The sequence below is a fragment of the Actinospica robiniae DSM 44927 genome, assembly GCF_000504285.1.
Lineage (GTDB): Bacteria > Actinomycetota > Actinomycetes > Streptomycetales > Catenulisporaceae > Actinospica > Actinospica robiniae.
Window position 1 is genome coordinate 2,258,247 of record NZ_KI632511.1, and the last position, 26,461, is coordinate 2,284,707.

A 26,461-nucleotide genomic window follows, 5' to 3' on the forward strand; every position below is an offset into this window, starting at 1 on the left:
AGGCCCTTCCTCGGAGAGAGTGCCGGGCTCGTGTGGGTGCTGGCGTTGGTGGGGCGGGTTGGGGTTCGGGGTGGTCGGGTGCCGGGTGTGTGCTCTCTCCTCGGTCGGTCCCCGGAGGCAATCAGGAACCTGCCGGGAGGTCAAGCGGCGGTGGTTTCCGCTGCTGGCGCGGTGTCTGTCAGTGGTTGCGAATCAAGGTGGTGTGTTGTCTGGGGATCCATTGTGCCATGCGTTCTTCCGGGGTAGCCCATTCGAGGACGCGGCGGGGGCGGGTGTTGAGGAGGTGTTCGACGTGGCGGAGGTCTTCGAGGGTGTGGCGGGAGAGGTCGGTGCTCTTGGGGAAGTACTGGCGTAGGAGGCCGTTGGTGTTCTCGTTGGTCGGCCGCTGCCAGGGTGAGTGGGGGTCGCAGAAGAACACGGGCATGCCGGTCAGCTCGGTGGTCTCGCGGTGGCGGGCCATTTCGGAGCCCTGGTCCCAGGTGAGTGATTTGAGGATCTGGGCGGGCAGGTCGGCGAGTTGGGCGACGAGGGCGTCGCGCATCGTCTCGCCGGTGCGCCGGTGGGGCAGGTGGATGAGTCTGAGGTAGCGGGTGTGGCGGCACACGAGGGTGCCGATCTGGGAGCGCTGGTGCTTGCCGATGATCAGGTCGCCTTCCCAGTGGCCGGGTTCGGAGCGGTCGTCGGCGGCGGCGGGGCGCTGGCGTATCGAGGTCATGTGGGGTATCGGGCCGGCGTGGCCGGGTTTGGCGCGTGTGTGGGGAGTGCGCAGGCGGCGCCCGGTGCGTAGTTTCGCTTTCTTCTCCCCGACCAGGCCGGCGTAGTAGGCCTGGTAGATGCTCTCGGCGCAGGCGCGCTGGTGCCACTGGTCGGGGTGGGCGGCGGCGAGGTGTCCGGCGATCTGGCCGGGCGACCAGCCGGCCGCGAGGAGTGCGTGTACCTGTTCGCGCAGGGGCTCGTTCGCTTCGATCTTGGCCGGGCGGTCGCGGCGTCGGGCGAGGTAGGCCTGGTTGTGGGCGTAGTAGGGGTCATAGACCCCGTTGGGTCTGCTGTTGCGCTCGATCTCGCGGTAGACGGTCGCGACGCTCTTGCCGATCGCCTCGGCGATCAGCGGTTTGGGGCGGCGTGCACGGGTGCCGTCGGCGATCACGATCCGGTCTTGGAGTGAGAGGAAACGGGCTGAGACCCGGGCTGGTTCATCGATGCTCACCCCACCAGCGTGCTGGAGCCAGCGGCAGCCGGCGCTTTCGGATACTCCGGCCGCCGCTGCCGCCTGCCTTTGGGTATAGCCCGAATGGATGAGCTCGAAGAACCGGTACTTGACCTCGCGCGCAACGGGTATCCCAGTCGGATTGGGCACGTACGAAACCTCTCAACGAGAAGTTCGCAACCATCACTGGAAACCGCCTGGCGGATTCTGCAGGGCGCCGCTTGACCTCCCGGCAGAACCCTGATCGGGCTTCGCCTGCCCGACCGAGGAGAGAGCCCACCCCCTGGGGAGTGGTGTGAGCTGCGCTCGGGCCCGGGTCCCGGCCCGTGGCCTGGCCGTGCTCGATCCGGAAGAATCCTGCACCGCTCGTATGCGGCCGCTTCTCTTCGACTGCGTGGTCCGGGAGCCGTGCGGATCAGTGTCCGGCGGCCCGGCCGCGGCCGATACAGGATCATGCATCACCGCTCCTGGTGGACGGTGGTGTGATGCTTCGCGCAGTACAGCCGGAGGTTTCCGACTCTCGTCTCTCCGCCGTGCGCGAACGGGACGATGTGGTGGGCGTGCAGGGCGAACGTGAGGGGGCGGTCACAGCCCGGGTAGGTGCAGTACCGGTCGCGCCACGCGAGAAACCCGCGCTGCGCGGGCGAGGCCAGACGCGCCCGCGGGTCATGGTCCAGCGCGACCCCGTCGAAGGTGCCCGTACGCCCGTCGGTCACCAGCTCGTGGCGCCTGGGATCACCGCGCTTGGGCAGGCGCCCGGCCGGAACCAGTGCCCCGAACACCGTGCGCGCACAGCCGGCCGGGATCTCCGCGTGCACCGCAGGATCCTTCATGCCCGCCACATGCGCGGAAGGGTCCTTCATGCCCGCCACATGCGCGGAAGGGTCCTTCATGCCCGCCACATGCGCGGAAGGGTCCTTCACGGCCGCCGCGGGTACGGCAGGATTCTTCACGGCCGCCGCGGGTGCGGGAGGCTCGATGGTGACGGCGAGCGCGGGTAGGGAGAAGTGGGCGTGGCGCTGCTCGGGCGGGGCATCGAGGAAGACCTGTGCGAGCCGGGTGACTGCCTCCGCGTTCATCTGCTCGGTGCTGCGCACGTCCTCCGGTACGATCTCGCCGCCGTCGAACTGCCGGACCCGGATCATCTCGGCGACCTGCAGATCGACCGCGGCCTGGAAAACGGCGCCGCGCACCGGATCGAGCAGGATCTCACACCGGTGCATCTGACCCTCCCCGCACGTGGTGATCCGGGCGAAGGAACGCTCGCGCTCCCGCGCATGACGCGCCTCGATCGAACCCGGCGCGACCTGCTCCTCCAGCACCCGCACCCGCTCCAACCCCGCCCGCGCACCGCGCTCCCGGGTCACCTCGAGCGTCTTGGCGGCCTCCACCGCAGGGTCCAGACCCGTCGCCCGCACCGCCTTGACCGTGCGCGCCAGTGCCCGCGCGGAATCAGGCCCGATCATCCCGGAGCACAGTTCCCCCTCCACCCCCGGCAGCCGCGCCAGCAGCCGGGCGTCGTGCGCGAGCGCGCGGGCCCGGCCCTCGGTCACATCCAGCACCGTCGCCAGCCACGGACCCACACCCCCACGCGCGATACCCAGCCGATCCCCCTCACCGACCAGCGTCAGCAGCATCCCGTGCAGCGCCTGCGCCGCCCGGCCCACCTCCACGATCGCCTCACGCACCACGTCAACCCGCCCCACATCATCCCCACCCGCCCGCGCACGCTCGAGCACCCCGCGCACCACGCGGGACATCGACTCGACCTGCCCAGCCACCCCGTCCACGACACCCTCCCATACCAGCCCCGACAACCCCGAACGCTCCTATTCTAGAGGCCGCCACTGACAAAAGACGTGTATACGACCCTTGCGTGGTAAAAGAATCAGGGATATTCCCGGGAACCCGCGGACGTCCCCGGGCGTTGAAGTAAGAGATGGGAACGGTGCCGGAACCGGCGATACAGGAATCTACGTGATGCAACATCCTGTATCGAGCACAGCCGAACCACCGGACACCACTCCACAAGGCTGAGCGAACCAGGCAGCCGAAGAGGAGCGTCGGTCGGGTCAGGGCGGTGCAGGATTCTTCCGCAAAGGGCGCGACCGGGACACCGGCCGGGACCCGGGCCCGAGCGCAGCTCGCACCACTCCCCAGGGGGCGTGCTCTCTCCTCGGTCGGGCAGGCGAAGCCCGATCAGGAACCTGCCGGGAGGTCAAGCGGCGGCGGCCTGCGCTGATGGCGGATTTTGTATCGCGCCGCTTGCTTAAGATTTAACCATTAGTGATCATGGTCGGGTGTTTTCGATGTCGCTCGTTCATGGCTTGTGCCGGTCTTCTTACCGGCTGGGTGGCGTGTGCGCGGTGGCCGGGTCGTGCCCGTCGGGCGGCCGGGGCCGGCGGTGGTGGGTTTCGGCTTTGCGGCGGGGGTGCCGATTTTCCGTGCCAGTACGGGGAAACCCCGGCGGACCCGGCCGGGTGTCGGGATCCGGTCTGGGGGTGTCGGGCGCTGCCAGGGCAGGCGCAGGTGAGCGCCGAGCCGGCGGGCGAGCCTGAGCTGGGTGTATGCGGTGATGGTCAGCCAGGTCCAGCGGTCGGCCTGCTCCGGGGTGCCCACCTGCGGCGCGGTCCAGCCGAGCGACTGCTTGAAGAACCTGAATGTATGCTCGATATCGAATCTCCGCAGATAGGCCGTCCAGAGCTGATCGAGGTCGAACCCGGTCCCGGGCCTCGCGTGGTGCCAGAGCCACAGGTCCTGCGGTGCGCGGCCGCCGGGCAGGCGCTGGGTCTGGACCCTGATCAGGGTGCCGGGCAGGCGCGGCAGTTGCTGCGCGTGCTCGCGCCAGGCGCCCTGGCGCTCGAGCTTCTGGTGCAGCCCGTGCCAGGCGGTCACGATCGTGCGCCCGCAGCGCGGCGAGTCCCGCTCGACGCGCAGGTCCGGGTCGTGCCAGGTGCCCGGGTCGGCGATCGCGAAGCGTCGGCCGTGCACGGGCGGGCGTCCCGGGGCACCGCGCGGGCGCGGCACCGGGTCGCCGTAGTAGACCCGGTCGCGGCGCACCCGTCCGAGAATCTGCCTCTCCAGGCCCCGGCCGGCGGTCAGATAGGCGATCCGGGTCAGGTCGTAGCCGGAGTCGAACACGAACAGTGCGGCAGGGCGCCCGTGCGAGAGCCCGGCGGCGGCGCAGCGCTCGAGCACCGCTTCGACCTGCGCGACGGTGACCGCGGTCGCGTCCTCGGCCACGGCGAGGCGGCGCGCGTCGAGCGGTGCGCACCACGAGTGCGCGCCCCACTCCAGCCCGACCGCGACCGAGTACGGCCATCCCGGCACGGTGCCGCGCCGGTTGCCGCACGCACACGAGTGATGGCAGTGGTGGCGCTCGCGTGCGCACTCGGCGTGCGGACGATGCCACGAAGAGACATCGATCGCGAATTTCAACGGTCCGTCATCCAAGGGTTCCCACACGCTGGTGATCAATCCGGCCAATGCCGGCACGTCGATCTCGCCACTGGCCACGGCGTCGTACAGGGCCCCGTGACCACGACGAAACGGCCGCTGCAGCGACAACTCGGCGAGCGAGCGCACCCGACCGTCCGTCGCGAGTACCGCATCGACGAGATCGAACAAAGAATCCGCGCGCCGCGCGAAGCAGCCGTGCACCCCGGCCCGAAACCCCCGCAGAACCTTCAACGACCCCCCGCCCCCGGCCGCGCGGGACTGGCCGGGCTCCTCACGGCATGGCATCATGAGACCCACGGCCACCTACCTTCTTCGTATCCTTCGACAGAAACGAAGAATCGCAGGTGGCCGTGCCGCGCGTCAGCAGAACACCGAAACTCCCCCAGAAACGATCTCGCCGAGGTTAAATCTCAAGCAAGCGGCGCCATGCAGAATCCACCACCACCCCAAGCCACCGCCGCTTGACCTCCCGGCAGGTCCCTGATTGCCTCCGGGGACCGACCGAGGAGAGAGCACACCCCCGCAACCCCACCACCCCGAACAACAGCCCGCCCCACCAACGACAGCAGCCACACGACCCCGGCACTCTCTCCGAGAGGAGGGCCCCCGCCGGAGGCGAAAGCTTGAAACCCCAACCCACCCCACCAACGCAACGGGCGGACAGGGTGGACAGACGAAACCAGCGAAGCGAAGCGGCCGCCAACAACCTGACGACCACTCAGCCGATCATCAATCGATATTAGGCTGACGCCATGAGCATGCGCCACGAAGACGTGCACCAGCAGTATCGGACGACTGATCTGCTTCGGATCCGGCGGGAGACGCACGAGCGCTTCAGCGAGCAAGAGGTCGATCTCCACGCGCAATCCGTCGAGTTGCTCGACCTCGTCGGTGACGAGGCGCTGCTCGACGTCGGCTGCGGTCCCGGTGACTTTCTCCGTTCCCTGCGCGGCCGCGGGCATCGCGGCCGGCTGGCCGGGCTCGACCAGTCGGCCGCCATGATGGCCGAGGCGGCTGAGGCCGAGCCCGGGATCGAGTGGGTCGAGGGGCAGGCGGACGCGCTGCCGTTCGCGGACGGCGAGTTCGGCGTGATCTCCGCGCGGCACATGCTTTACCACGTCCCGGACATTCCCGCGGCGCTGCGCGAGTTCGCCCGCGTCGTCGGCAAGGGCGGCGTCGTGCTGGCGGCCACCAACGGCCCGCGCAACACCCCGGGCCTCGCCGAACTCGAAACGGCGGTGGCGCACCGCTTCAACCTCCGAGAGGCGCGGAGGTCGGCAGGGCCGTTCAGCACGGCCAACGCGCCCGGCCTGTTGCGCGCCGCGTTCCCGGTCGTGGAGGAGCGGATCCTGACCAACGCGCTGGTCTTCACCGAGGCGAAGCCGATCGTCGATTACCTCATGACGCTCTCGGTACCGCAGCAGGCCGCCGACGACCCCGAGTTGTTCCGCAGCATCCGAGCCTGGGCCACCGTGCAGGCCGAGATGTGGCTCTATGTGCGCGGGGGCGTGTGGCGCGACCCCAAGAGCGTGGGTCTGTACCGCTGCGTCGCGGGCTGACGGGTCACCGGCTTACAGCGTGCAGTGTACCTCGACGGTGAGGTCGAGCATGCGGGCGGCGAGGCCCTTCATCCCGAGGACACCGAACTCGTAGCGGTCGACGGTCGTGGTGGCGCGCGCCGTGAAAGTACCCTGCTGCACCGACAGCTCGCGCACCTGCAGCGTCAGCGGCCGGGTGACGTCGCGCACGGTCAAGGTGCCGGTGAGGGTGGAGCCCTCGCCGACGCCGGCGGAGAAGACGATCGTCGGGTGGTTCGCGGTGTCGAGCAGGCTCTTGGCCCGCACCTTCTTGTCCCGACCCGGGTTCGCGCTGTTCACGCCCGCCGCGTCGATCTCCACCCGGACGTTCGAGCCGGCGACCGGGTCCGTCACCTGTACGGTGCCGGAGCGGATCGGGAAGACGCCGTGCACCGCGCCGAGGCCGAACAGGTGCCTGGTGGCGAACGAAATCTTCGATGCGGCGGTATCGACCTTGTACGCGCCGGTGGGCGGGAGGGCGAACTCCTGGTTCGATTCGTTACTCATGAGACCATTATCACGAATCTTAGTCTTCTCAGGCGTTCGTCGGCGCGGCGAGTGCCCGCAGGGTGCTGTCGACGTCCTCGAATGTAGTCAGTGGGTTGATCAGGCAGAGCCGCAGCACACTGCGGCCCCGCAGCGTGGTCGTCGTCACGGCTGCTCGGCCGTCGGCTGCGAGGGCCGCAGCGCGGGCCTGGTGCTCCGCCGCGTCGGCGCCGCGCAGCGCGAAGGTGACGATGCCGCACTGCGCGGGCGTGACGAGATCCCAGTGCTCGGATTCGCGCAGCCGCGCCTCGGCGTGCCGGGCGAGGTCGAGGCAGGTGGAGATCGCGGCGCGGATCCGGTCGGCGCCGTAGATCGTGAAGGTCAGCCAGAGTTTGACCGCCCGCGCGCGCCGCGTCATCTCGGGCGAGCGGTTGCGGTAGTCGCCGAGGCCCGAGCGGGCGGTGACGTCGCTCAGGTACTCCGGGTCGACGCTGAAGGTCTCGAGCAGCGTGCCGGGCCGGCGGATGAAGACGCAGCCGGCTTCCACGGGCTGGAACAGCCACTTGTGCGGGTCGAGGACGAGCGAGTCGGCCCGGGCCAGCCCGGACATCGCCGCGCGGCCCTCATCGGTGAGCGCGACCGGACCGCCGTACGCGCCGTCGACGTGCAGCCAGAGCCCTTGCGCCGCGCAGAAGTCGGCGAGCTCGTCGAGCGGGTCGATCGCGCCGGTGTTCGTCGTGCCGGCGGTGGCGGCGACCAGCCAGAGCCGGCGCCCGGCCGCGCGGTCCGCGGCCACGGCCGTCGCGAGCGCGGCCAGGTCGAAGCGCAGGTCCTCGTCGCTCGGGAGGATCCGCACATCCTCGTCGGGCACGCCCAGCAGCCGAAGCCCGCGCGGCAGGACGGAGTGGGTCTGGTCGCTCAGGTACGCCACGCCCGGCCCGGCCACGCCGCGCGCGGCGGCGAGCGCGGTCAGGTTCGCCGTCGCGCCGCCGCTGACCATGACCGAATCGGTGCCCTCGGGCAGGCCGAGCAGCGAGCGCAGCCAGTCGAGCACGACGTACTCGACGGCCGACGGCCCGGGCGCGGTCGCCCACGAGGTCGCGGTGGCGTTGAAGCCGGTGGCCAGCCAGTCGCCGAGGATCGCAGCGTATGAAGACGGCCCGGGGACGCGGGCGAAGTAGCGCGGATGGTCGAGGTGCTGCTTGTAGGCGAGCGCCTTGACCATCTGGTCCAGCGCGGCGTCGGCGTCGGAGCCGCCGCGGGGCACCGGGCCGCCGAGTTCGGCGATCAGGTCGTCGGCCGGAGCCCAGTCCGCCGCGGGGTTCCCGGCGCGGCCGGCGAGGTGGTCCACGACGAGATCGACGACCCGGTAGCCGAGCCGTCGCATCTGCTCCGGTGTCAACGACGGTGAGAGGGTGTCGGCCTGGTCGAATTCCCGCGCTTCGTCGTACTCCATCAGTGCATCATAGAGTTGTCGGATCATCGCTTACGAGGGGGATGACACGCAGTGGACGGAACGGTGGCAGCGGTCAGCAGCAACGGCGAGTACTCGTTCACCAAACCCAATCGAGGCTCGATCACTCTGCTCGCCGGCCTCGGCGTGGAAGGCGACGTGCACGCCGGCGTCACGGTCAAGCACCGCTCGCGCGTCGCCCGGGACCCGACCCGGCCGAACCTCCGCCAGGTCCACCTGATCCACACCGAACTGTTCGCCGAGCTGAGCGACGCGGGATTCGACGTCGCGCCCGGACAGCTCGGCGAGAACATCACGACCAGCGGCATCGACCTGCTCGCTCTGCCCGTCGGAACCCTGCTGCGCATCGGCGGCGAAGCGGTCGTGGAGCTCACCGGCCTGCGCAACCCCTGCCTGCAGATCGAGAACTTCCAGGAGGGCCTGCTCAAGCAGGTCGTGGGCCGGGACGAGGAGGGGAACGTCATCCGCAAGGCCGGGATCATGAGCGTCGTCCAGGCGGGCGGCGTCGTCCGCCCCGGCGACCCGATCACGGTGCAGTTTCCGGCCGAGCCGTACCAGCCCCTCGAGCCGGTCTGACCGGCCGCGGCGCCTACCATGATCCGCATGGCTGCTCACTCGCTCGTGCTCTGGGACATCGACCACACCCTCATCGACACCGGCGGCCTCGGCCGCGACGCCTACGCGGCCGCGTTCCACGCCGCCACCGGCGTGGCCATCTCGGAGAACTGGCGTTTCGACGGACGCACGGAGCTGGCGGCGGCGATCGAGGCACTGTCCACGCACGGACTGTCCGCCGATTCCGGGCAGGTGCAGCGGCTTCTGGACGAGATCGAGGCCGTGCACGTGCGCCTGGCGGACGAGTTCGCTGCGCGCAGCAGGACGTTGCCGGGCGTGCGAGAGGCGATCGCGGCGTTGGCCGAGTACCCGCAGGTGCACCAGTCCGTGCTCACCGGGAACGTGCGCGCGGTGGCCGAGGTCAAGCTCGAGGCCGTGGGCCTGCTTTCCCAGCTGGACACGGAGATCGGCGCATACGGTTCCGACGCGATCGAACGCAATGCCCTGGCTCCGGTCGCGTTCGCCCGAGCCGCCGAGCTGTTGGGCGTCTCCTTCTCCGGGCCCACCACCGTGATCGTGGGCGACACGCCCCGGGACGTCGACGCCGCCGCGGCGGTCGGTGCGACGTGCTTCGGCGTCGCCACGGGGAACCACTCGACCGAGCAGCTTCAGGCGGCCGGCGCCCAGGTCGTCTTCCCGGACCTGGCCGACACGGAGGCCTTCGTCGCCGCGATCAAGGCGACGTTGCCGCTTCGCTGAAGGCCCAGCCGGACCATCGGGCGACTTCGATCTCGACGACAGGGCCCTGCGGCGGCGGCTGCTCGTACTGCGGGTACTTGGCGATCAGGAGCCTGATGGGCGCGGCTCGATCCTCTTCCTCGGTCAGGATCCGGGCGACGCCGTCGGCCCGCACCCACCACAGCCGGGTCCAGTCCGCGTCGTAGTGGTCTGCGAGCAGACACACCGCGCTGTGCCTCCGGATGTTGTCCAGGCGCTTGAGATGCGGCGAGCTCTTGGGCTTGGCGTCCACGGCGAAGTACACCCGGTCCGCGTCGACGGCGAACGTGATCGGCACCAGATGCGGCGCGTCCGCGGCGTCGACCGTGCCGAGGCAGGCCGAGCGCGCCGCGGCGAACAGCTCCCGGGAGGTGTTCTCGCTCAGCTTCACCAGTCCAGCTTGTCAGGGTCTTCGGTCAGGTTGGGCATGGGGACGCCCGGCCACGTGTACGGCGGCGGCGGGCCCGGCATCGGGATCGGGGCGCCGCGGGTGCCGTCGCCGGGGTCGACGACGATGGGCGGGTTGACCGGGCCGAGCGCGTTCGGGCTCGACGAGTCGTCGGTCGGGCCCGCCGACGCGGAGGGCTGATCCGTCGGAAAGCCGCTGGGCGCGGTGAATCCGATCGCCGGCTGGTTCGCCAGGGCGCCGGACATGGCCTGCTGCCAGATCGGGGCGGAGATGGTGGCGCCGAAGATCTCGCCGCCGTAGTACTGGCCGCCGATCGTGATCCCGGACATCGCCTCGCCCTTCTTGCCCGCGTCCACGAAGCCGGTCCACACCGCGGCCGCGAGCTGCGGCGTGTAGCCGTCGAACCAGGTGGCCACCGAGCTGTCGGTGGTACCGGTCTTCCCGGCGGACGCGCGGCCGGGCAGGCCGAGGCCGGCGGCGGTGGCGCCGTGCTGGGTGAGCACTCCCTCGAGCATCGAGGTCAGCTCGTTGGCGATGTTCGGGTCGAGCACCTTCTTGCAGATCTGGGTCTGGCCCTTGTACTGCTTGCCGCCCAGCGCGCTCACCCCGGTGATCACGTAGGGGGCGCAGTACGTTCCCTGATCGGCCAGCGTCGCGTACGCGGCGGCCATCTCGATCGGGGTGATCTGGTTGGTGCCGAGGGAGAAGGACGCGTACTGGTCCAGCGGCTTGCCGGTGCCGACGTCGTTGTCCTTGGTCACGCCCATGCTCTGGGCCAGCTGGGCGGGAGCGCACAGGCCGGTCTGGGCCTCGAGGGTCAGGAAGTAGGTGTTGACGGAGAACCAGTACGCCTGGTCCATCGGCACCACGTGGTCGGCCTTGTCGTCGTTGTCCGGCCGGTAGTTCGACGGCCAGGTGATGGAGTTCCCGCCGTTGTAGCAGGCCGCCAGCTGATGGCCGGCGAAACTGGTCAGCGGCGAAGGCGAGTCGATCGGCTGGCTCGGATCGATGCCCTGGTTCAGCGCGGCGAGGCCGGTGAAGATCTTGAACGAGGATCCGGCCTGGTAGCCGAGGGTGCCGTTGTGGCCGGGGTCGGCGGCGAGGTTGACGAAGGTCTCTCCGCGCCCGTTGCCCATCGGCCGCGACTGGGCCATCGCCTTGATCTGGCCGGTGCCCGGCTGGACCATCGCGATGGCGGAGGCGACCTTGTCGGTGGGATAGGTGTGTTGCGCGATCGCCTTGGCCGCGGCGTTCTGCGCCACCGGGTCGAGCGTGGTGTGCAGCGTCAGGCCGCCGTTCTCCCAGAGCGCGTCGCGGTCCTGGGCTTTGGATCCGTACTGCGGATCGGCCAGGAACGAGGTGTAGACGTAGTTGCAGAAGAACGAGGCCGACGTCGACGCGGCGATGCATCCGGCACTCTGCGCGGCCGGGTGCAGGCCGAGCGATGTCTGCTCGTCCGCGGCGGCCTGCTGCGGTGTCAGATACTCCAGGTCGGGCGAGGCCATCTTCTCCAACACCAGGTTGCGGCGTTCGAGCGCGGCCTGGGGGTGGGCCAACGGGTCGTAGTACACCGGGCTGTTGATGATCGCGGCGAGGGTTGCCGCCTGGGGCGCGGTGAGCCGGGAGGCGTCGGTGGAGAAGTAGCGCTGCGCCGCTGTCTGGACGCCGTACGCGCCGTTGCCGAAGTAGACCAGGTTGAGGTAGTTCTCCAGGATCTTCTGCTTGTCCATCTGCTTCTCGACCGACACCGCGTACCGCAGCTCGGTGATCTTGCGCGCGATGGTGTCCTCGACCGCCTGCTGCTGGAGCTTCTTGTTGGTGCCCGCTTCGAGCAGCAGCACGTTCTTCACGTACTGCTGGGCGATGGTCGAGCCGCCCTGGGTGCTGTCGCCCTGGGCGTCGTGGAAGAACGCGCGCACGGTCCCGGTCAGGTCGATCCCGCCGTGCTGGTAGTAGCGCGAGTCCTCGATCGCGATCAGCGCGTTGGGCATGTTCGCGTTGACTTTCGCGAGCGGGACCACGATGCGGTTGCCGTAGTCGCCCCAGGTCTGCGCGAACACCGAGCCGTCGGAGGCGAGGATGTTCGTGCGCTGCGGCAGGATCGGAGCCTGGAAGTCGTCGGGCAGGTCCTCGAAGTGGTCCGAGGCGGCCTTGACCACGAGGCCGCCGGAGCCGAGCAGCGGCAGTGCGAACCCGGCCAGCAGCACGCCGGCCAGGACGCTGATGCCGAGGAAGATCCCGAGCAGCCGCCAGGGCACCGCGCGGCGCGGCTCGTCCACCCGATCGGGCTCGTCCACCTGAGCGCGCCCGGCCGCCTCGTCGGCTCCGTCGGCTCCGTCGGACCCGCGCCCCGCGCCGGTCTCGTCGGGGCCGTCGCGCCCGGCTTCCGGCTCGGCCGGCTCCTCCGGCGGCGGCCCCTGCTCGGTGTGCTCGGTACTGCCCATGGGCTGCAATGTAGCCAGCAGCCCTGCCGGAACCGCGCAGGTCGCGGCGGATGGGCGTTTCGAAGGATGATGATAGGACCGGTGAGGCCGGTGAGGCGCCGGTTCGGGGGTATACGAGGCGAGACCACGAGGCCTTGGTCGGCGCGCGCCCGGCACGCTAGGTTGGCGCCCGACCCTCGAATCGCGTCTGGAGCACCATGGAGCAGTCCGTCCCGTCGAATCCCTCCGCCCCCCTGTCCTGGAACCCCAGCTCGCGTCACCGGGTGCTGATCATCGGATCCGGCTTCGGCGGGCTGTTCGCGGCCAAGGCGCTGCGCCGGGCCGAGGTGGACGTGACCGTGCTGGCGAGCACGCCGCACCACCTCTTCCAGCCCCTGCTCTACCAGGTGGCCACCGGCATCCTCTCGCAGGGCGAGATAGCCCCGGCCTCACGCGAGATCCTGCGCCGCCAGCGCAACGTCAGCGTGCTGCTGGGCACCGCCGAGCAGATCGACACCGCCGCCCGGACCGTCACCGCGCGGGCGCCCGGACGCACCGCGCCGTTCGACGTGGGCTACGACAGCCTGATCGTGGCGACCGGGGCGAGCCAGTCCTACTTCGGCCGGCCCGAGTTCGCCGAGCACGCGCCCGGCCTCAAGAGCATCGACGACGCGCTGGAGCTGCGCGGCCGGATCTTCGGCGCCTTCGAGCTCGCCGAGCTGGAGGAGAACCCGCGCGACCGGGCCCGGCGGATCACCTTCGCCGTCGTGGGCGCGGGCGCCACCGGCGTGGAGATGGCCGGCCAGATCGCCGAGCTCGCCCACCGGGCGCTGCGCGGCGAATACCGGCGGGTGGACTCGCGCGAGGCGCGGGTGCTGCTCATCGACGCCGCCGACATCGTGCTGCCGAGCTTCGGGGACCACCTGTCCGACAAGGCCCTGCAGCACCTGAAGAAGCTCGGCGTCGAGGTGCGCCTCGGCACCAAGGTCGAGGACGTGGACGCCCGCGGGATCACGGTGAAGAACCCGGACGGCAGCGTCGAGCGCATCGAGTCCATGACGAAGATCTGGGCGGCCGGGGTGGCCGCCTCGCCCTTCGCCGACGTGCTCGCCCAGGCCACCGGCGCGGAGACCGACCGCGCCGGGCGGCTCAAGGTGCTGCCGGACTGCACCCTGCCCGGGCACCCGGAGATCTTCGTGGTCGGCGACATGATGACGCTCGACGCACTTCCCGGCGTGGCCCAGGTGGCGATCCAGAGCGGCAAGTTCGCCGCCGAGCGGATCGAGGCCCGGCTGCACGGCCGGCCCGGCCCGGAGCGCTTCCGCTACCGGGACAAGGGCTCGATGGCCACCATCTCACGGTTCGACGCCGTCGCCAGCGTCGGCCCGATCCGCGCCACCGGCTGGCCGGCCTGGCTGCTGTGGCTGGTGATCCACCTGTTCTACCTGGTCGGCTTCGAGCACCGGATCACCACGCTGTTCCACTGGGCGGTCAGCTTCGCCGGCCGCGGCCGGGCCGAGCGGGCCGTGACCGCCCGTCAGGCGCTCGGCCACGACGACCGCAAGCCCGACCCGCAGGCGAACTAGCCGAGCGGATCACCGCGGGCACGCCGAAGATCGGGACCGGCCGGCGCCGGTCCCGATCGCGCCGCAGGCGGCGGTCAGAGCTCCTTGGGAGCTTCGATCCGCTTGAGCAGGCTCACCGTGCCGTAGCCGTCGGCGTGCTTCCAGCTCAGGTCGTCGACCAGGGCACCGAGCATGATCCAGCCGATCGTGTCGGTGTCCGGGGCGAAGTCGGCCGGAACCGGCGCGCGCACGGTCACCAGCAGCTCCCGCTCGTACGCCTCGAACCGGCAGGAGAGCCCGTGCTCGGCGGCCGCGCTCTGCGGGAACGCCGGGTGCAGCAGGAACATCGCGCACGCCTCGTCCACGGCCAGCCGCAGGTCGGTCACATCGGTGACGCCGAGCTTGAGCACGGCGCCGATGTGCACCGCCGCGGAGCGGGCGAGCACCACGTAGAGCCGGTCCGCCGGAATCTCGAGGAAGACCTCGGAGACCGGGACGCGCTCCGCGGGCTCGTCCCGCGCCGGCCGGGACCGCTCCACCGCGTTCCGCGTCCGGGCGTCCCCAGCCTTTTCATCCCACATCGGTACGTTCCCCATTCCATGTCAGCACTCTCCCCCGGGCCCGCGTCCACCGGACGCACCCATACCCGCCCGCTCGCGCCGCCACGCGGCGCGCGAAGGATCCGGCGAAGTTCATTCCTCCTCCGACCCGGGTTCGAAACCCGTCCGCAGGTCGCGCAGGATCCGGGTGAGCAGCCGGGAGACCTGCATCTGCGAGACGCCCAGCTCGGCGCCTATCTCCGCCTGCGTCATGCCGCGGAAATAACGCATCAGCAGGATCCGCTTGTCCCGCTCGCCCAGCGCGGCCACCTGCTCGGTGAGCACCTGCCGGTTGATCACCGCCTCGAACCGGGTGTCCTCCTGGCCGAGGAAGTCGGCCAGCGAGGCGGTCTGCTCCTCCGGCCCGACCGGGTGGTCGAGCGAGGCGGTGGTGTAGACGCTCGCCGCGTCCATCGCCTCCACCACCTCCTCCGGATCGGCCTCGAGATGCTCGGCCAGCTCGGCCAGGGTCGGTTCCCGGCCCAGTTTCAGGGTGAGGATATCCGTCGCCTTGCGCAGCGCGCCGGACAGCTCCTGCATCCGCCGCGGCACGTGCACGTCCCAGGTCGCGTCCCGGAAGTAGCGCTTGATCTCACCGATGATCATCGGCGTGGCGTAGCCGGGGAAACCCGTTCCGTGCTCGGGATCGAAGTTGTCCACCGCCTTGACCAGGCCCACGTAGGCGACCTGGACGAAGTCCTCGGCCGCCGCGCCGTGGCCGCCGTAGCGCTGGGCGATGTGCCGGGCGAAGGGCATGTGGTCCTCGATCACCTCCGCCCGCAGCCGTTCGCGTTCCGGATCGCCGGGCGGGAGCTCGCTCATCCGCCGCAGCACCCGCATCGTCTCGGCCCGCTGCGCCGCACGCTGCGGCGAGATCTGCGCGGAAGCCCGGGTCGGCGGCGGCGGCTCCTGCGGCCCCGCCTGCTGCGAGGTCTCCTGCGGCCCCCGGGCCCCGCTGCCGGTATCAGTACACGGTGACGCTTCACGTGTGCGTTCCGCCGGCACTGCTCACCCCATCTCCATCCGCCTGACACGCCGGCGTGCAGAGCCCGGCGCGCTTGTGCCGTGAGCCTGGTAACCGCTCCGCCGCCGCGCAAACCCCCGGGCGCCGCACCGGTCCCGCGCATGAACCGCGCGCACCGGGGGTAGCGACGAGAAGGTGGAGGCGGTCACCCGGCTTCTCGCATACGGATTCCGGCGACCGGGTACACTCTGCGAACAGCATCGGCCGACGGCCCCGCGGCCGTCGTCCGGCCCCGATTACCTGTCAAGGAGTGTACAGGGATGGATCGCCTCGCGGTCGCCGTCGTACCGGACGGCCCGGGACGCTTCGTGGTCACCCTCGCCGGCGAGCTCGACCTGGCCGCCTCCGAGGGATTCTGGTCCGAACTCGAACCCCTGCTCGAACCGGCCGGACTCGTCGTCCTGGACGGCTCGGAGCTCGACTTCCTCGACTCCAGCGGACTGCGCATCCTCATCCTCGCCTCGCGGCGGGCCGAGGAACTCGGCGGCCGGCTGCGGCTGGTCGCCCCGCACCGCGCGGTCCAGCGCACCCTGGAACTGACCGGGGCCAAGACGATCCTGGAGACCAGGCAGACACTCGACGAGGCGCTCGGCGACTGACGCGCCCGCGCTTGGCCACTCTCCGCGACGACGCGATCACGGACCGACGGGGTCACGCACCGGCCGGGACGCGAGCATCATCAGCATCCGCACCGTCGTACCCTCGCCCGGCACCGACCGGATCTGCACGGCGTCGCAGGCCTGGCGCACGATCCACAGTCCGGCGCCGCCGCTGCCCGAGAGGTTCGGCTGACGGCTGCCGACCTCGGGGTCGGGCAGCACGCCGTCGTCGCTCACCTCGCAGACCAGTTCTCCACTCGTAGCCCACAGCCGCAGCATCCCGGCGCCGCCGGCGTGCATGACGCTGTTGGCGGCCAGTTCGTGCGCGGCGAGGACGAAGTCGAACAGCCGCTCCCGGTCGAGCCCGGCGCCGGCCGCGGAGCGGGAGACGCGGTCCCGCAACGCCGGCAGATCCGCCTCGGCGAACGCGAGCCGCAGCAGCGGCTCGACCCCGGGGTCGGGAAAGGCGCCGGGTTCAGGGAAGGCACCCGGCGCGGGCGGGGCTCCGGGTTCGGAAAAAGGGCTGGGGAACATGGCCTCGGTCGGCTCACCGGTCGTCGGGGTGGAGGGGCGCCGCGGGTACACGGTCGTGCCCCGTCTACCCTCGTTGCCGTGAGATATGCCGGGGGCGAGGGGAATGCGGACCGAGGGCCCGGGTATCCGCTCGATATGGCCGTGACCCGGGCACGACTGGACGCCCTGCTCCGCCGGACCCGCGCCACGGCCTTCGGCGCGGCCGTGTGGCGCAAGGCGAACGACGACCACTTCGGCTATCTGGCCCTGCTGCTGGCGGCCTACGCCTTCCTCTCCGCGTTCCCGTTGCTGCTGGTGCTGACCGCGGTGCTCGGGCTCGTGCTGCGCGACCACCCGAGCGTGCAGCAGGCCGTGATGCACTCGGCCCTGACGGACTTTCCGGTCATCGGCACGCAGCTGCGCGCGAACATCCACCTCGGCGGCGCGGGCTTCGGCCTCGGCATCGGCCTGCTCGGCCTGGTCTGGGGCGCGCGCGGCCTGGCCACTTCGACCCAGTTCGTGTTCAACACGATCTGGTCGGTGCCCTACACCCGGCGACCGGACTGGTTCTCCCGGCAGCTGCGCGGAATCGCGTTGCTGGGCGTGGTCGTGCTGGACGTGACCGTGACCGGCACGCTCTCGGGCATAAGCGGCGTCGGCGTGGTGCACGGCCTGCTGGTGCAGTGGCTGGGCGCGGCCGCCTCCGCCGTGGTCAATGCCGTGATGTTCACACTCGGCTTCCGACTGGCCACGGCGCGCGAGATCCCGGTGCGCGATTTCGTCCGCTCCGCCTGCACGGCCGCGGTGGTCTGGCAGGGCCTGCTCTCACTCGGCACGTTCCTGCTCAACCACGAGCTGCGCCACGCCGAGGACCTCTACGGCGTCTTCGGCCTCGTACTCGGCCTGCTGGCCTGGCTGACCGTGCAGGCGCGGGTGACACTGCTGCTGCTCGAGGCCGACTGCGTCCGGGCCCGCCGGCTCTGGCCGCGCACGCTCGTCGGCGACGAGCTGCTGGCCGGAGACCGGGCCGCACTCGACGACCTCGTGCGCACCCAGCAGCGCCATCCGCTGCTGCGGCTCGCGGTGGCGTGGGAGCCGTCAGCCGCGCGGAAGCCGGTCCAGCACACCGCCAAGCGCGACGCCGGCGGGAAGCGTGCCAAAGGCAAGCCCGCGGTCGCCGGCAAGCCGGGAGGCGCAGAACGCGTCGGCGACGGCCGCGGGGGCGTGCCGCACCAGCAGTGATCCCTGCAGCACCAGCGCCATCCGCTCCACCACGCGCCGGGCTCGCAACTCCAGCTCCGCCGGGTCGGCCAACTCCGCCTGGATCCCGCGCCAAGCCGCGTCCAGGCGTGCGTCGCCGCCGGCCGCCGCTTCGATCTCGGCCCGGAAGGCGGCCACCGCCTCGGGCTCTCGGGCGAGCGCGCGCAGCACGTCCAGCGCGTTGACGTTGCCCGAGCCCTCCCAGATCCCGTTGAGCGGCGCCTCGCGGTAGAGCCGGGCCGCGCCGAACGCCTCGTCATATCCGTTGCCGCCGAGGCACTCGAGCGCCTCGGCGACGGCCGCGGGCTGGCGCTTGCACACCCAGTACTTGCCGACGGCGGTGGCCAGGCGCAGGAAGGCGCGTTCGGTCTCGGACCCGCGCGCGGACCGGTCCACGGCCCCGGCCAGCCGCAGCGCCAGGGTGGTGGCGGCCTCGGACTCGAGGGCTAAGTCGGCGAGCACGTTGCGCATCAGGGGCTTGTCGATGAGCGCGGAACCGAACGCGTGCCGGTGCCGGGCCTGGTGGGCGGCCAGAGCCAGCGCGGCGCGGGTGCCGGCGGCCGAGCCGAGCACGCAGTCGAGCCGGGTCATCGTGACCATCTCGATGATCGTGCGTACACCCTGGCCCTCCGCGCCGACCGGCCACGCCACGGTCTGGTCGAACTCGGGCTCGCTGCTGGCGTTGCTGCGGTTGCCCAGCTTCTGCTTGAGCCGCTGGATCAGGAAGGTGTTGCGCCCCCCGTCCGGCAGCACGCGCGGGACCAGGAAGCAGGAGAGCCCGCCGGGAGCCTGCGCGAGCACGAGGAATAGGTCGTTCATCGGCGCGCTGGTGAACCACTTGTGGCCGCGCAACAGCCAGGTCCCGTCGGACTGCGGCGTCGCGGTGGTGGTGTTCGCGCGCACGTCCGAGCCGCCCTGCTTCTCCGTCATGCCCATCCCGGCCAGCAGTCCGCGCTTGCCGAGCGGCGCGCGCAGGCCCGGGTCGTAGACGCGGCTGGTGAGCAAGGGCTCGTACTCGGCCGAGAGCGCAGCGTTGGCACGCAGCGCCGGCACGACGGCATAGGTCATCGAGATCGGACATCCGTGGCCCTGCTCGGCGGAGGACCAGGCCATGAACCCGGCCGCGCGTGCCACGTGCGTGCCGGCCTTGTGCTCGGCCCAGGCGGCGCCGGCCAGCCCTTCGCGCACGGCCACGTCCATCAGCGCGTGGTAGGACGGATGGAACTCGACCTCGTCGATCCGGTTGCCGTAACGGTCGTGCGTGCGCAGAACCGGCTCGTGCTCGTTGGCCAGCCTCGCCCACTCCTGCACCTCGGCCGAGCCGGCGAGCACGCCGACGCGGTGCAGGTCGTCCGCGTACCAGTCGGCGCCTTCCCGCGCGAGGCCTTCGAGCAGCACCGGATCGTCGGCCACGTCGTGCCCGACGAGCGGCGGGACCTGGTTGAGCACCTCGTGGGTGCGGCCGAGCGGTGTCGTCGTCGTCACCGTCTTCACCTTTCGAGTTCGAGCCTGGGCACGAACTCTACTCGCTGGTAACCTCCGCGGACACCGTGTACTTCCGGCCCGGCTGCCAGTCGAAGGGCGCTGCGAGCAGGTCTTCCAGGCGGGCTCCGGTCAGCAGCACGTCGAGTGCCCACTGGTTGGCGGTGTGGGCGATCAGCATGACCCGCTCGCCGTCCCAGCGCGCGACCAGGTCGTGCAGGAAGTCCTCGGTGGCGGCCACGACCTGGCGGTAGCTCTGGCCGCCGGGGAAGGGTTCGTCGATGTGGCTGACGCGCTCGGCCGCAACGAGCTGCGCCGGGCTGCCGTTGAGCCGGCCGTAGTCGCATTCGCGCAAGCGCGGATCGAGCAGGATCGGGGGCCGGCCGTCGGGGAAGGCGATACGGGCGGTGTCCACGGCGCGGCGCAGGTCCGAGCTGATCACGACGGCGATCCCCTGGTCTCGCCAGAGCCCGCCCAACTCGCGCGCCTCGCGGCGCCCTTCGTCGGACAGTGCGCCGGGGAGCCAGCCGGTCGAGATGCCGGCCTCGTTGTCGGTGGTGGGCGTGTGCGTCTCGTAGATCAGCTCGACGGCCATGGCAGGCATCTTATTCCCGGCGCAGCTCGGACAGGCTCCGCTCGTAGACGACGTCTCCGTGCTCGGAGCCTTCGACGGCGTCCGGCCAGTCGGCGAAGAACGTGCGGACATAGCGCAGCCCGACCTTCTCCATGACCCGGCGGGAGGCGGTGTTCACCGTCATCGTGGTCGCGGCCACGCTTTCACAGCCGTGGATATCGGGGCCGTCTCCGGCATACTCGAATGCCCGAAGAATCAGTGCTCTCGCACCTTCCGCGGCATATCCGCGGCCCCACATCGACGGACGGATCCGGTATCCGAGTTCTAGCCCGGGATGCTCCTCGAGACCGACGCTGTTCGCCGGGACGAGGCTCGCCCAGCCGACGAATCCGCCGGACCTCCGCTCCTGCAGGGCGAACCGGCCGAGGCCGGCGGGCAGCCGCTGGTAGCCGGCCAGGATGCCCGGCAGCGTCTGCCCGGCCACCACCTCGCGCGCAACCGGCCTGCCGTCGTCGATGAAGCGCATCACCGCGGGATCGGCGTGCAGGGCGGCCAGGTCCTCGAGGTCCGCCGGCTCGAAGCGGCGCAGCACCAGGCGATCGGTCACGACGGTCCCTCGCTGTGCTGCAATCGAGTATCCACGGCTGCGAGTTTACTCAAGCGTCAGCGCCCTGAATCGCGCCGGCGCCAGGTGAGCACGAGCAGGAACACGCCGAGCAGCACGATGCCGAGCCCGAGCAGCGGCACGCCGAAGCCCTGGTAGGCGGTGCGGGCCACGACCCGGCCGGCCGCGATGAGCGGAACGAGGGGCGACACGGCCGCTACCTTAGGCACGAGAGCCCGCCGATTTCGTTAGGACGGCCCCAACACGCGCTTTTCCACCCGTATAGCCGCGCTCGGACGGTAACAGAAAGCAGGCTCGAACCGACTACCATGATTGCCCTTGCCGTCGGCACGAGGCGCCGCGTCGAAGTGGAGAGAGGGCGAGAAGACATCAAGCGCTATGAACGGCTCGACGCGATCCTCGAGCTGCTGGCCCGGGAAGGGAAGCTGGACGTCGAGGGCGCCGCGGAGCGGCTGGACGCCTCGGAGGCGACGATCCGGCGGGATCTGGAGTACCTGGCCGAGCAGCGGCTGCTCACCCGCACGCACGGCGGGGCCGTGGCCAACAGCACCTCCTACGACCTGCCGCTGAGGTTCAAGTCGGGGCGGCAGAGCGAGGCCAAGCAGCGGATCGGGCAGGCCGCGGCCGCGCTGGTGCCGGCGGGCGGGGTGGTCGGGATCAACGGCGGGACCACGACGACCGAGGCGGCGCGGGCGCTGGGTACGCGCGCGGACCTGACCGGGTCGGGGGAAGGCGCGGCGCTGACGGTGGTGACCAACGCGCTCAACATCGCCTACGAGCTCGCCGTCCGCCCGCACATCAAGACCGTGGTGACCGGCGGCGTGGCCCGGGCCAGCTCCTACGAGCTCACCGGGCCGCTGGCCACCGGGATCCTGGACCGGCTGCAGCTGGACCTCGCGCTGCTCGGCGTGGACGCGGTGGACCCGGACTGGGGGGCGACGGCGCACCACGAGGGCGAGGCCGTCATCAACCAGTTGATGGCGGAGCGGGCGCGCACGGTGATCGTGCTGGCCGACTCCACCAAGCTGGCCCGCAAGACCTTCGCCCGGATCCGTTCGATCGAGCAGGTGGACGTGCTGGTCACGGACGAGGACGCGGACGCCGAGGTGCTCGCCCGCTTCGCCGCCGCGGGGGTGCGGGTCGTGACGGCTTGATCCCGGGGTGGCGCTAGGCTCGGGTCTCATGTCAGACAGCGACGGAGTTGAGCAGGGCGCCCTCGACGCGGCGGAGGCCGGCCGGGCCGCCACGACCGAGGCGATAAGGCGGCGCAGCCGGGCCTACCACAACGGGCAGTTGGTGGCGGAGGACTTCCCGCTGGAGATGTGCTCGGAGTGGTCCGAGGCCTCGGACGCCATGGTCTGGTTCGACCTGCCCGATCCCACGCCGGAGGAGCTCGAGACGCTGCGCGAGGAGCTCGGCCTGCACAGCCTGGCCATCGAGGACGCCACGCACCTGCAGCAGCGGCCGAAGCTGGACCGGTACGACGGCCACCTGGTCTTGAGCGCCTACCGGGTCCGGGCGATCGACGCCGCGGACCTCGACGCGGCGATGATACTCGGGTTCATCACCCCCAAGGCGCTGATCACGGTGCACCAGGCCGGGGTGATGGACCTGGACGCGCTCACCCGGCACTGGGACGACAACGCCGACCTGGCCAAGTTCGGCGTGCCGTTCCTGGTCTACGGCCTGCTCGACAGCATCGTCGACGGGTACTTCGACGCGCTCCAAGCCCTGGACGACACGCTCGAGGACCTCAGCGACCAGATCTTCGACGCCGCGGCCGGCCACGAGTCGGCCACCGCGCTGCGCCGCACCTTCGAGCTGCGCAAGGGCATCCTGACCGCCCGGCGCGTGATCTCGCCGATGCGCGAGGTCGTCAATGCCCTGATGCGTCGGGACTGGACCAGCCACACGCCCGACCTGATGCCCTACTACCAGGACCTCTACGACCACGTGCTGCGCGCGGCGGACTGGACCGACAACCTGCGCGACCTGCTCGGCACGGTGCGCGAGACCCAGCTGACCATCCAGGGCAACCGGATGAACCTGATCATGAAGAAGGTGACCAGCTGGGCCGCGATCATCGCCGTGCCGACGGCGGTGACCGGCTTCTACGGGCAGAACGTGCCCTATCCGGGCTTCGACACGCACGACGGGTTCTGGGTCTCGACCCTGCTGATCGTCGTGCTCTCCGCGCTGCTGTACTGGTCGTTCAAGCGGCGAGACTGGCTGTGAACGGGAGGGCGTCGGCCCATTCCCAGTGGCCGAGCCCGTCCTGCACGATCCGGCCCATCGTGTCGAACACCACGCCCGCCGGCGCCCCCGGCGGGAGGTCGACCGAGACGAACCGGGGGCCGTGCCATTCGCTCAGCAGTCCGGCGCTGGCCACGCAGAACCTCGCCGCGTCCACGGTGCCGGCCCAGCGCGCCGCGTCCTCGTCCTCGTTCAGGAGCACTCGCAGCACGCGGTGGCCGGCCCGGCGCACCACCTCGGCCACCCGCCCGTCCGCGGCCAAGCGCACCACGTCGCCCAGAGCCAGGCCGTAGGCCATGAACGGAATGCAGGCCAGCGCATAGCTGCCGTCGCCGAGGTCGTGCAGCCACACCTGCTCGAACTGGCCGTCGAGGCCGAAGGGCGCCAGGTCGATCTGCGCGAGGTAGTTCGAGTCCTTACGCTCCGCCGGGTCCACGTGCACGATGTAGAACCCTGCGGTCGCTTCCGCGGCGTCCGTCATGTCGCGATCGTAGGACGCGGAGGCCCGACGGCGACACCGGATCGCGTCAAACCGCCGGGAAGCGTACGATCCACATATGGGGAGTATCAGTGATCGTACGCCGTCGACCGGCGGCGGGACCGGCGAGCCGGTGCCGAAGCTGCTGATGATTCCAGTGGTGCCGATCGCCGCCGGAATCGCGGCGTGGGCCGTCGCCGAGTACACCAGGACCTCGTTGGGCGCGTGGCGCTTCCTCATCGTCGCGCCGCTCGCCCTCTACGCGGTGGGGATGGGATTCGGCATCACCGTCTTCGGGCTGTTGATGTGGATGGACGCATCGGATCGGCCGGTGCGGCGGAAATGGATCCGCCGCGCGGAGCAGACCATCACCCCGTTGATCGTCTGCGCACTCGTGTACGTCGTGGCGATGTTCGCCTTCCAGTTGAGCCATGACGGACTGCGGACGGCGTTGGATCGATTCCCTTGGCTCAGCCTCCTGCTGTCCGCGCTCGTCTACCGGCAGTGGCGCAGGGATCGGTTGCTCGAGCGGTCAGCCGATGTCCCTGCGGCGCAGGCCGATCAGGCCGGCGGCGGTCAGCACGACGCCGATGGCGGCCATCACGAGTAAGGGCTCTGCGGGGATGGCGACGCCGGGGGCGCGCGGGACGGCGGCGAACGGGGAGACGTCGGTGACCCATTGGCTCAGCCGGAGCAGCGGGCCGAGTTCCTGCAGCAGGATGCACAGGCCGACGAAGCTCCAGCCGACCGCGCCGGCGGCCCGGGGGAAGTACCCGTAGACGGCGACGGTGAGGCCGACCGCGATCCAGACCGCGGGCAGCTGGATCAGTCCGGCCCACAGCGTTTCGGCCAGCTGGCGGCCGAGGTCGCCGGAGCGTCCGCCGTGGGCCAGGCCGGCGGCCGCGCCGCTGACCGCCAGCAGCAGCGCGGAACCGGCGAGCGGGTAGGCCAGGTGGCTCGCCGCCCAACGGATCCGCGACGTTCCCGTGGCGAGCAGCGGTTCGACCCGCCCGCTGCTCTCCTCAGCCCGCAACCGCATCGTGCTCTGCACCGCGTAGAAGGCCACGACGAGGCCGAGGATGTTCATGCACGAGGCCAGATACGCCTGCACGATGCTGCCCTGGCCGCCCATGCGCTGGATGATCTCGTTCGCCTGCCGGCTGGTGCCGACGAGTTCGACGATGCTGTCGGCGATGGCTCCGAGCACGGCGCTGAAGAGCAGCAGGCCGATGCCCCAGCCGATCAGGTTGCCGCGGTGCAGCCGCCAGCCTAGCGCGCCGGCCGAGCTGAGGCGCGGCGAGCCCGCGGCCGGGCCCGGACGGGCCGGGAAGATCCCGCCGCCGAGGTCGCGTGCCCCGGCGAGCCGGAAGGCGACGGCGGCCAGTCCGGCCGTGCCGCCGATGGCGAGCAGCAGCACCCACCAGCGGTCACCCGCGAAGGCTTGGGCCTGCTCGGTCCAGCCGATCGGGCTCAGCCAGCTCAGCCAGCCGGCCCGTGTCCCGGCGCCGAAGCAGCGCAGCAGGTAGGCCGCACCGAGCACGGTGAAGGCGAGACCGCCGGCCGAGCGGCCGAAGTCGGTCAGCTGCGCGGTGATCGCGGCCACGGCGGCGAAGAACCAGCCGCACGCGGCGATCGCCAGGCCGAAGAGGAACGCGCCGGAGGCCCCGGTGCCGAACACCGTCAGGATCGCGCCGATGAGCACGCCGAGGGCGAGCTGCGTGGACAGCACGGTGCGCAGCACGGCGATCAGCGGCGCGTGCCGGCCGACCGCGCCGGCGCCGACGAGTTCGAAGCGTCCGGCCTCCTCCTCCGCGCGGGTGTGCCGGATCACGGTGACGATGCTCATGATGGCCAGCAGCAGCGAGCCGAAGACGCCCATGCGCCACGCGGTGAGGCCGCCGAGCGAGGTGAGGTCGAAAGGCTTGCCGTAGAGCACGTCCAGCGCCGGATCCGTGCCGACGGTGGCGGCGAACGCGGCTCGCGACTCAGGGGTCGGATACAGCTGGCGGAACGAGTACGCGGTGCCGCCGACCGAGGCGAGCAGCGCGTAGCACCAGATCGGCAGCCGGATCCGCTCCCGCCGGGTGACCAGTTTGGCCAGCTGCGGCACCCCGGCCGCGCTCGTCTCGAGGCCGCTCATCGCACCGCGCCGGAGCCGGAGGGCGCAGTCGGCGCGGGAATCGCGGCCACTGGCTCAGTGTCCTGATAGTGCCGCAGGAACAGCTCCTCCAGCGTCGGCGGCCGACTGGTCAGAGACCTGATACCGGCTGCGGAGAGCGCTCGGATGAGCGCGTCGAGCCGGTCGGTGTCGACCTCGCACCGCAGCTGCGCACCGGTGCCGGCGTCGCGGATCTCGAGCCCGTGCAGGCCTTCGAGCGTGTCGACGCCCTCAGGCGCGGCGGCGAGCTCGGCTTCGACCGCGGTGCGGGTGAGGTGGCGTAGCTCGGCGAGCGTGCCGGTCTCGGCGGTGCGTCCGCGACGGATGATGGTGACCCGGTCGCACAGCGCCTCGACCTCGGCGAGGATGTGGCTGGACAGCAGCACACTGCGACCCCGCTCGCGCTCCTCGTCGACGCAGCGGCGGAAGACCTCCTCCATCAGCGGGTCGAGGCCGGAGGTGGGCTCGTCGAGCAGCAGCAGCTCCGCGTCCGAGGCGAAGGCGGCGATCAGCGCGACCTTCTGCCGGTTGCCCTTGGAGTAGGCGCGGCCCTTCTTCTTCGGGTCCAGCTCGAACCGGGCGAGCAGGTCGTCCCGGCGCGCCGGATCGAGGCCGCCGCGCAGCCGGCCGAGCAGGTCGATCGTCTCGCCGCCGGAGAGATTCGGCCAGAGGGTGACGTCGCCGGGGACGTAGGCCAGCCGCCGGTGCAGGGCGACGGCGTCGCGCCAGGGATCGCCGCCGAGCAGCGCGGCCCGGCCGCCGTCGGCGCGCTGGAGTCCGAGCAGCACGCGCAGGGTGGTGGACTTGCCGGCGCCGTTGGGGCCGAGGAATCCGTGCACCTCGCCCGGGCGTACGGTCAGGTCGAGGCCGTCGAGCGCGACCGTGCGGCCGAAGCTCTTGCGCAGGCCGGCCACCTCGATGACAGGGTCCATGCGGCTAGCCTACACACATTTCACAAAGTTGT

General features: G+C 70.9%; 25 protein-coding genes and 1 pseudogene. 9 read left to right on the plus strand and 17 right to left on the minus strand.

Annotated elements, in window-relative coordinates; translation table 11 throughout:
- Positions 1–178: 178 nt before the first annotated feature.
- The 3 genes from ACTRO_RS09545 to ACTRO_RS09555 all read right to left on the minus strand — a co-directional run bounded on the left by ACTRO_RS09545 (position 179) and on the right by ACTRO_RS09555 (position 4,897).
- Entirely contained in the window at positions 179–1,357 is a 1,179-nt protein-coding gene (locus tag ACTRO_RS09545) for an IS30 family transposase (protein WP_051450572.1), read from the minus strand.
- Positions 1,358–1,665: 308 nt separating this feature from the next.
- The gene (locus ACTRO_RS09550; RefSeq protein WP_084316120.1) at positions 1,666–2,997 is read right to left on the minus strand and encodes an HNH endonuclease signature motif containing protein; all 1,332 of its coding nucleotides are present in this window, start codon (positions 2,995–2,997) and stop codon (positions 1,666–1,668) included.
- A 493-nt stretch (positions 2,998–3,490) separates the two neighbouring features.
- A complete protein-coding gene (locus tag ACTRO_RS09555) occupies positions 3,491–4,897 on the minus strand; it encodes an NF041680 family putative transposase (protein ID WP_084315835.1) in 1,407 nt (468 codons plus the stop codon).
- 521 nt (positions 4,898–5,418) lie between these two features.
- Here ACTRO_RS09555 and ACTRO_RS09560 point away from each other — a divergent pair.
- Positions 5,419–6,225, plus strand: coding sequence for a class I SAM-dependent methyltransferase (locus tag ACTRO_RS09560; protein WP_034262820.1), 807 nt, complete (start codon positions 5,419–5,421; stop codon positions 6,223–6,225).
- A gap of 12 nt (positions 6,226–6,237) precedes the next feature.
- Here ACTRO_RS09560 and ACTRO_RS09565 read toward each other — a convergent pair whose 3' ends face one another.
- On the minus strand, positions 6,238–6,750 hold the full coding sequence (locus ACTRO_RS09565) for a YceI family protein (protein WP_034262822.1): 513 nt from the start codon (positions 6,748–6,750) through the stop codon (positions 6,238–6,240).
- Positions 6,751–6,778: 28 nt separating this feature from the next.
- Positions 6,779–8,185, minus strand: coding sequence for a pyridoxal phosphate-dependent decarboxylase family protein (locus tag ACTRO_RS09570; protein WP_051450573.1), 1,407 nt, complete (start codon positions 8,183–8,185; stop codon positions 6,779–6,781).
- A gap of 51 nt (positions 8,186–8,236) precedes the next feature.
- Here ACTRO_RS09570 and ACTRO_RS09575 point away from each other — a divergent pair, with 51 nt between their 5' ends.
- Both ACTRO_RS09575 and ACTRO_RS09580 read left to right on the plus strand, forming a co-directional pair.
- A complete protein-coding gene (locus ACTRO_RS09575) occupies positions 8,237–8,779 on the plus strand; it encodes an MOSC domain-containing protein (protein WP_034262823.1) in 543 nt (180 codons plus the stop codon).
- A 27-nt stretch (positions 8,780–8,806) separates the two neighbouring features.
- On the plus strand, positions 8,807–9,517 hold the full coding sequence (locus ACTRO_RS09580; RefSeq protein WP_034273978.1) for an HAD family hydrolase: 711 nt from the start codon (positions 8,807–8,809) through the stop codon (positions 9,515–9,517).
- Here the strand turns inward: ACTRO_RS09580 and ACTRO_RS09585 are convergent.
- Complete coding sequence (locus tag ACTRO_RS09585; RefSeq protein WP_034262824.1) at positions 9,492–9,926, minus strand: TIGR03668 family PPOX class F420-dependent oxidoreductase; 435 nt, start codon at positions 9,924–9,926, stop codon at positions 9,492–9,494. The genes ACTRO_RS09580 and ACTRO_RS09585 overlap by 26 nt on opposite strands.
- Entirely contained in the window at positions 9,923–12,388 is a 2,466-nt protein-coding gene (locus tag ACTRO_RS09590) for a transglycosylase domain-containing protein (RefSeq protein ID WP_051450575.1), read from the minus strand. Before ACTRO_RS09590 ends, ACTRO_RS09585 begins: the two co-directional genes overlap by 4 nt.
- A 197-nt stretch (positions 12,389–12,585) precedes the next feature.
- Between ACTRO_RS09590 and ACTRO_RS09595 the strand changes: the two genes are divergently transcribed.
- Entirely contained in the window at positions 12,586–13,953 is a 1,368-nt protein-coding gene (locus ACTRO_RS09595; RefSeq protein ID WP_051450576.1) for an NAD(P)/FAD-dependent oxidoreductase, read from the plus strand.
- A gap of 74 nt (positions 13,954–14,027) precedes the next feature.
- Here ACTRO_RS09595 and ACTRO_RS09600 read toward each other — a convergent pair whose 3' ends face one another.
- Both ACTRO_RS09600 and ACTRO_RS09605 read right to left on the minus strand, forming a co-directional pair.
- The gene (locus ACTRO_RS09600) at positions 14,028–14,513 is read right to left on the minus strand and encodes an ATP-binding protein (protein ID WP_157436020.1); all 486 of its coding nucleotides are present in this window, start codon (positions 14,511–14,513) and stop codon (positions 14,028–14,030) included.
- 111 nt (positions 14,514–14,624) lie between these two features.
- The gene (locus ACTRO_RS09605; protein WP_245594337.1) at positions 14,625–15,536 is read right to left on the minus strand and encodes a SigB/SigF/SigG family RNA polymerase sigma factor; all 912 of its coding nucleotides are present in this window, start codon (positions 15,534–15,536) and stop codon (positions 14,625–14,627) included.
- 279 nt (positions 15,537–15,815) lie between these two features.
- Here ACTRO_RS09605 and ACTRO_RS09610 point away from each other — a divergent pair, with 279 nt between their 5' ends.
- Entirely contained in the window at positions 15,816–16,154 is a 339-nt protein-coding gene (locus ACTRO_RS09610; RefSeq protein ID WP_051450578.1) for an STAS domain-containing protein, read from the plus strand.
- Between the two features lie 36 nt (positions 16,155–16,190).
- On the opposite strand, the gene ACTRO_RS43100 is transcribed toward ACTRO_RS09610, so the two are convergent.
- Positions 16,191–16,739: an ATP-binding protein gene (locus tag ACTRO_RS43100; protein WP_051450579.1), complete on the minus strand. Its 549-nt coding sequence runs from the start codon at positions 16,737–16,739 to the stop codon at positions 16,191–16,193.
- Between the two features lie 84 nt (positions 16,740–16,823).
- Between ACTRO_RS43100 and ACTRO_RS49585 the strand changes: the two are divergent.
- A pseudogene (locus ACTRO_RS49585) lies at positions 16,824–17,600 on the plus strand (YhjD/YihY/BrkB family envelope integrity protein); the annotation flags it as partial.
- A gap of 165 nt (positions 17,601–17,765) precedes the next feature.
- Here the strand turns inward: ACTRO_RS49585 and ACTRO_RS09620 are convergent.
- Genes ACTRO_RS09620 through ACTRO_RS47100 form a run of 4 tightly spaced genes read right to left on the minus strand, consistent with a single transcriptional unit; the run spans position 17,766 to position 20,799 of the window.
- A complete protein-coding gene (locus tag ACTRO_RS09620; protein WP_034273993.1) occupies positions 17,766–19,412 on the minus strand; it encodes an acyl-CoA dehydrogenase family protein in 1,647 nt (548 codons plus the stop codon).
- 37 nt (positions 19,413–19,449) lie between these two features.
- Positions 19,450–20,004, minus strand: a complete 555-nt coding sequence (locus ACTRO_RS09625; RefSeq protein WP_034273996.1) for a histidine phosphatase family protein — start codon at positions 20,002–20,004, stop codon at positions 19,450–19,452.
- Between the two features lie 10 nt (positions 20,005–20,014).
- Positions 20,015–20,590, minus strand: coding sequence for a GNAT family N-acetyltransferase (locus tag ACTRO_RS09630; protein ID WP_245594338.1), 576 nt, complete (start codon positions 20,588–20,590; stop codon positions 20,015–20,017).
- A 56-nt stretch (positions 20,591–20,646) separates the two neighbouring features.
- Positions 20,647–20,799: a hypothetical protein gene (locus tag ACTRO_RS47100; RefSeq protein WP_157436022.1), complete on the minus strand. Its 153-nt coding sequence runs from the start codon at positions 20,797–20,799 to the stop codon at positions 20,647–20,649.
- A gap of 177 nt (positions 20,800–20,976) precedes the next feature.
- Here ACTRO_RS47100 and ACTRO_RS09635 point away from each other — a divergent pair, with 177 nt between their 5' ends.
- Both ACTRO_RS09635 and ACTRO_RS09640 read left to right on the plus strand, forming a co-directional pair.
- Positions 20,977–21,762: a DeoR family transcriptional regulator gene (locus tag ACTRO_RS09635; protein ID WP_034273998.1), complete on the plus strand. Its 786-nt coding sequence runs from the start codon at positions 20,977–20,979 to the stop codon at positions 21,760–21,762.
- A 28-nt stretch (positions 21,763–21,790) separates the two neighbouring features.
- Positions 21,791–22,843 carry a magnesium transporter CorA family protein gene (locus ACTRO_RS09640; RefSeq protein ID WP_084316122.1) on the plus strand — a complete coding sequence of 351 codons (1,053 nt, stop codon included), beginning with the start codon at positions 21,791–21,793 and terminating at the stop codon, positions 22,841–22,843.
- Here ACTRO_RS09640 and ACTRO_RS09645 read toward each other — a convergent pair.
- Positions 22,821–23,342: a DUF4265 domain-containing protein gene (locus tag ACTRO_RS09645; RefSeq protein WP_169739862.1), complete on the minus strand. Its 522-nt coding sequence runs from the start codon at positions 23,340–23,342 to the stop codon at positions 22,821–22,823. The two genes, ACTRO_RS09640 and ACTRO_RS09645, sit on opposite strands and share 23 nt — an antisense overlap.
- Positions 23,343–23,472: 130 nt before the next feature.
- Between ACTRO_RS09645 and ACTRO_RS09650 the strand changes: the two genes are divergently transcribed.
- Entirely contained in the window at positions 23,473–23,949 is a 477-nt protein-coding gene (locus tag ACTRO_RS09650) for a hypothetical protein (RefSeq protein ID WP_169739863.1), read from the plus strand.
- On the opposite strand, the gene ACTRO_RS09655 is transcribed toward ACTRO_RS09650, so the two are convergent.
- Entirely contained in the window at positions 23,872–25,479 is a 1,608-nt protein-coding gene (locus ACTRO_RS09655) for an ABC transporter permease (protein WP_051450580.1), read from the minus strand. The genes ACTRO_RS09650 and ACTRO_RS09655 overlap by 78 nt on opposite strands.
- A complete protein-coding gene (locus ACTRO_RS09660; protein ID WP_034262831.1) occupies positions 25,476–26,429 on the minus strand; it encodes an ABC transporter ATP-binding protein in 954 nt (317 codons plus the stop codon). Before ACTRO_RS09660 ends, ACTRO_RS09655 begins: the two co-directional genes overlap by 4 nt.
- Positions 26,430–26,461 lie beyond the last annotated feature (32 nt).

Coding starts and splice junctions, on each gene's coding strand:
- ACTRO_RS09560 (WP_034262820.1), top strand. CDS start 5,419: ATGAGCATGCGCCACGAAGACGTGCACCAGCAGTATCGGACGACTGAT.
- ACTRO_RS09565 (WP_034262822.1), bottom strand. CDS start 6,750: ATGAGTAACGAATCGAACCAGGAGTTCGCCCTCCCGCCCACCGGCGCG.
- ACTRO_RS09570 (WP_051450573.1), bottom strand. CDS start 8,185: ATGGAGTACGACGAAGCGCGGGAATTCGACCAGGCCGACACCCTCTCA.
- ACTRO_RS09580 (WP_034273978.1), top strand. CDS start 8,807: ATGGCTGCTCACTCGCTCGTGCTCTGGGACATCGACCACACCCTCATC.
- ACTRO_RS09590 (WP_051450575.1), bottom strand. CDS start 12,388: ATGGGCAGTACCGAGCACACCGAGCAGGGGCCGCCGCCGGAGGAGCCG.
- ACTRO_RS09595 (WP_051450576.1), top strand. CDS start 12,586: ATGGAGCAGTCCGTCCCGTCGAATCCCTCCGCCCCCCTGTCCTGGAAC.
- ACTRO_RS09600 (WP_157436020.1), bottom strand. CDS start 14,513: ATGTGGGATGAAAAGGCTGGGGACGCCCGGACGCGGAACGCGGTGGAG.
- ACTRO_RS09610 (WP_051450578.1), top strand. CDS start 15,816: ATGGATCGCCTCGCGGTCGCCGTCGTACCGGACGGCCCGGGACGCTTC.
- ACTRO_RS09625 (WP_034273996.1), bottom strand. CDS start 20,004: ATGGCCGTCGAGCTGATCTACGAGACGCACACGCCCACCACCGACAAC.
- ACTRO_RS09640 (WP_084316122.1), top strand. CDS start 21,791: ATGTCAGACAGCGACGGAGTTGAGCAGGGCGCCCTCGACGCGGCGGAG.
- ACTRO_RS09645 (WP_169739862.1), bottom strand. CDS start 23,342: ATGACGGACGCCGCGGAAGCGACCGCAGGGTTCTACATCGTGCACGTG.
- ACTRO_RS09655 (WP_051450580.1), bottom strand. CDS start 25,479: ATGAGCGGCCTCGAGACGAGCGCGGCCGGGGTGCCGCAGCTGGCCAAA.
- ACTRO_RS09660 (WP_034262831.1), bottom strand. CDS start 26,429: ATGGACCCTGTCATCGAGGTGGCCGGCCTGCGCAAGAGCTTCGGCCGC.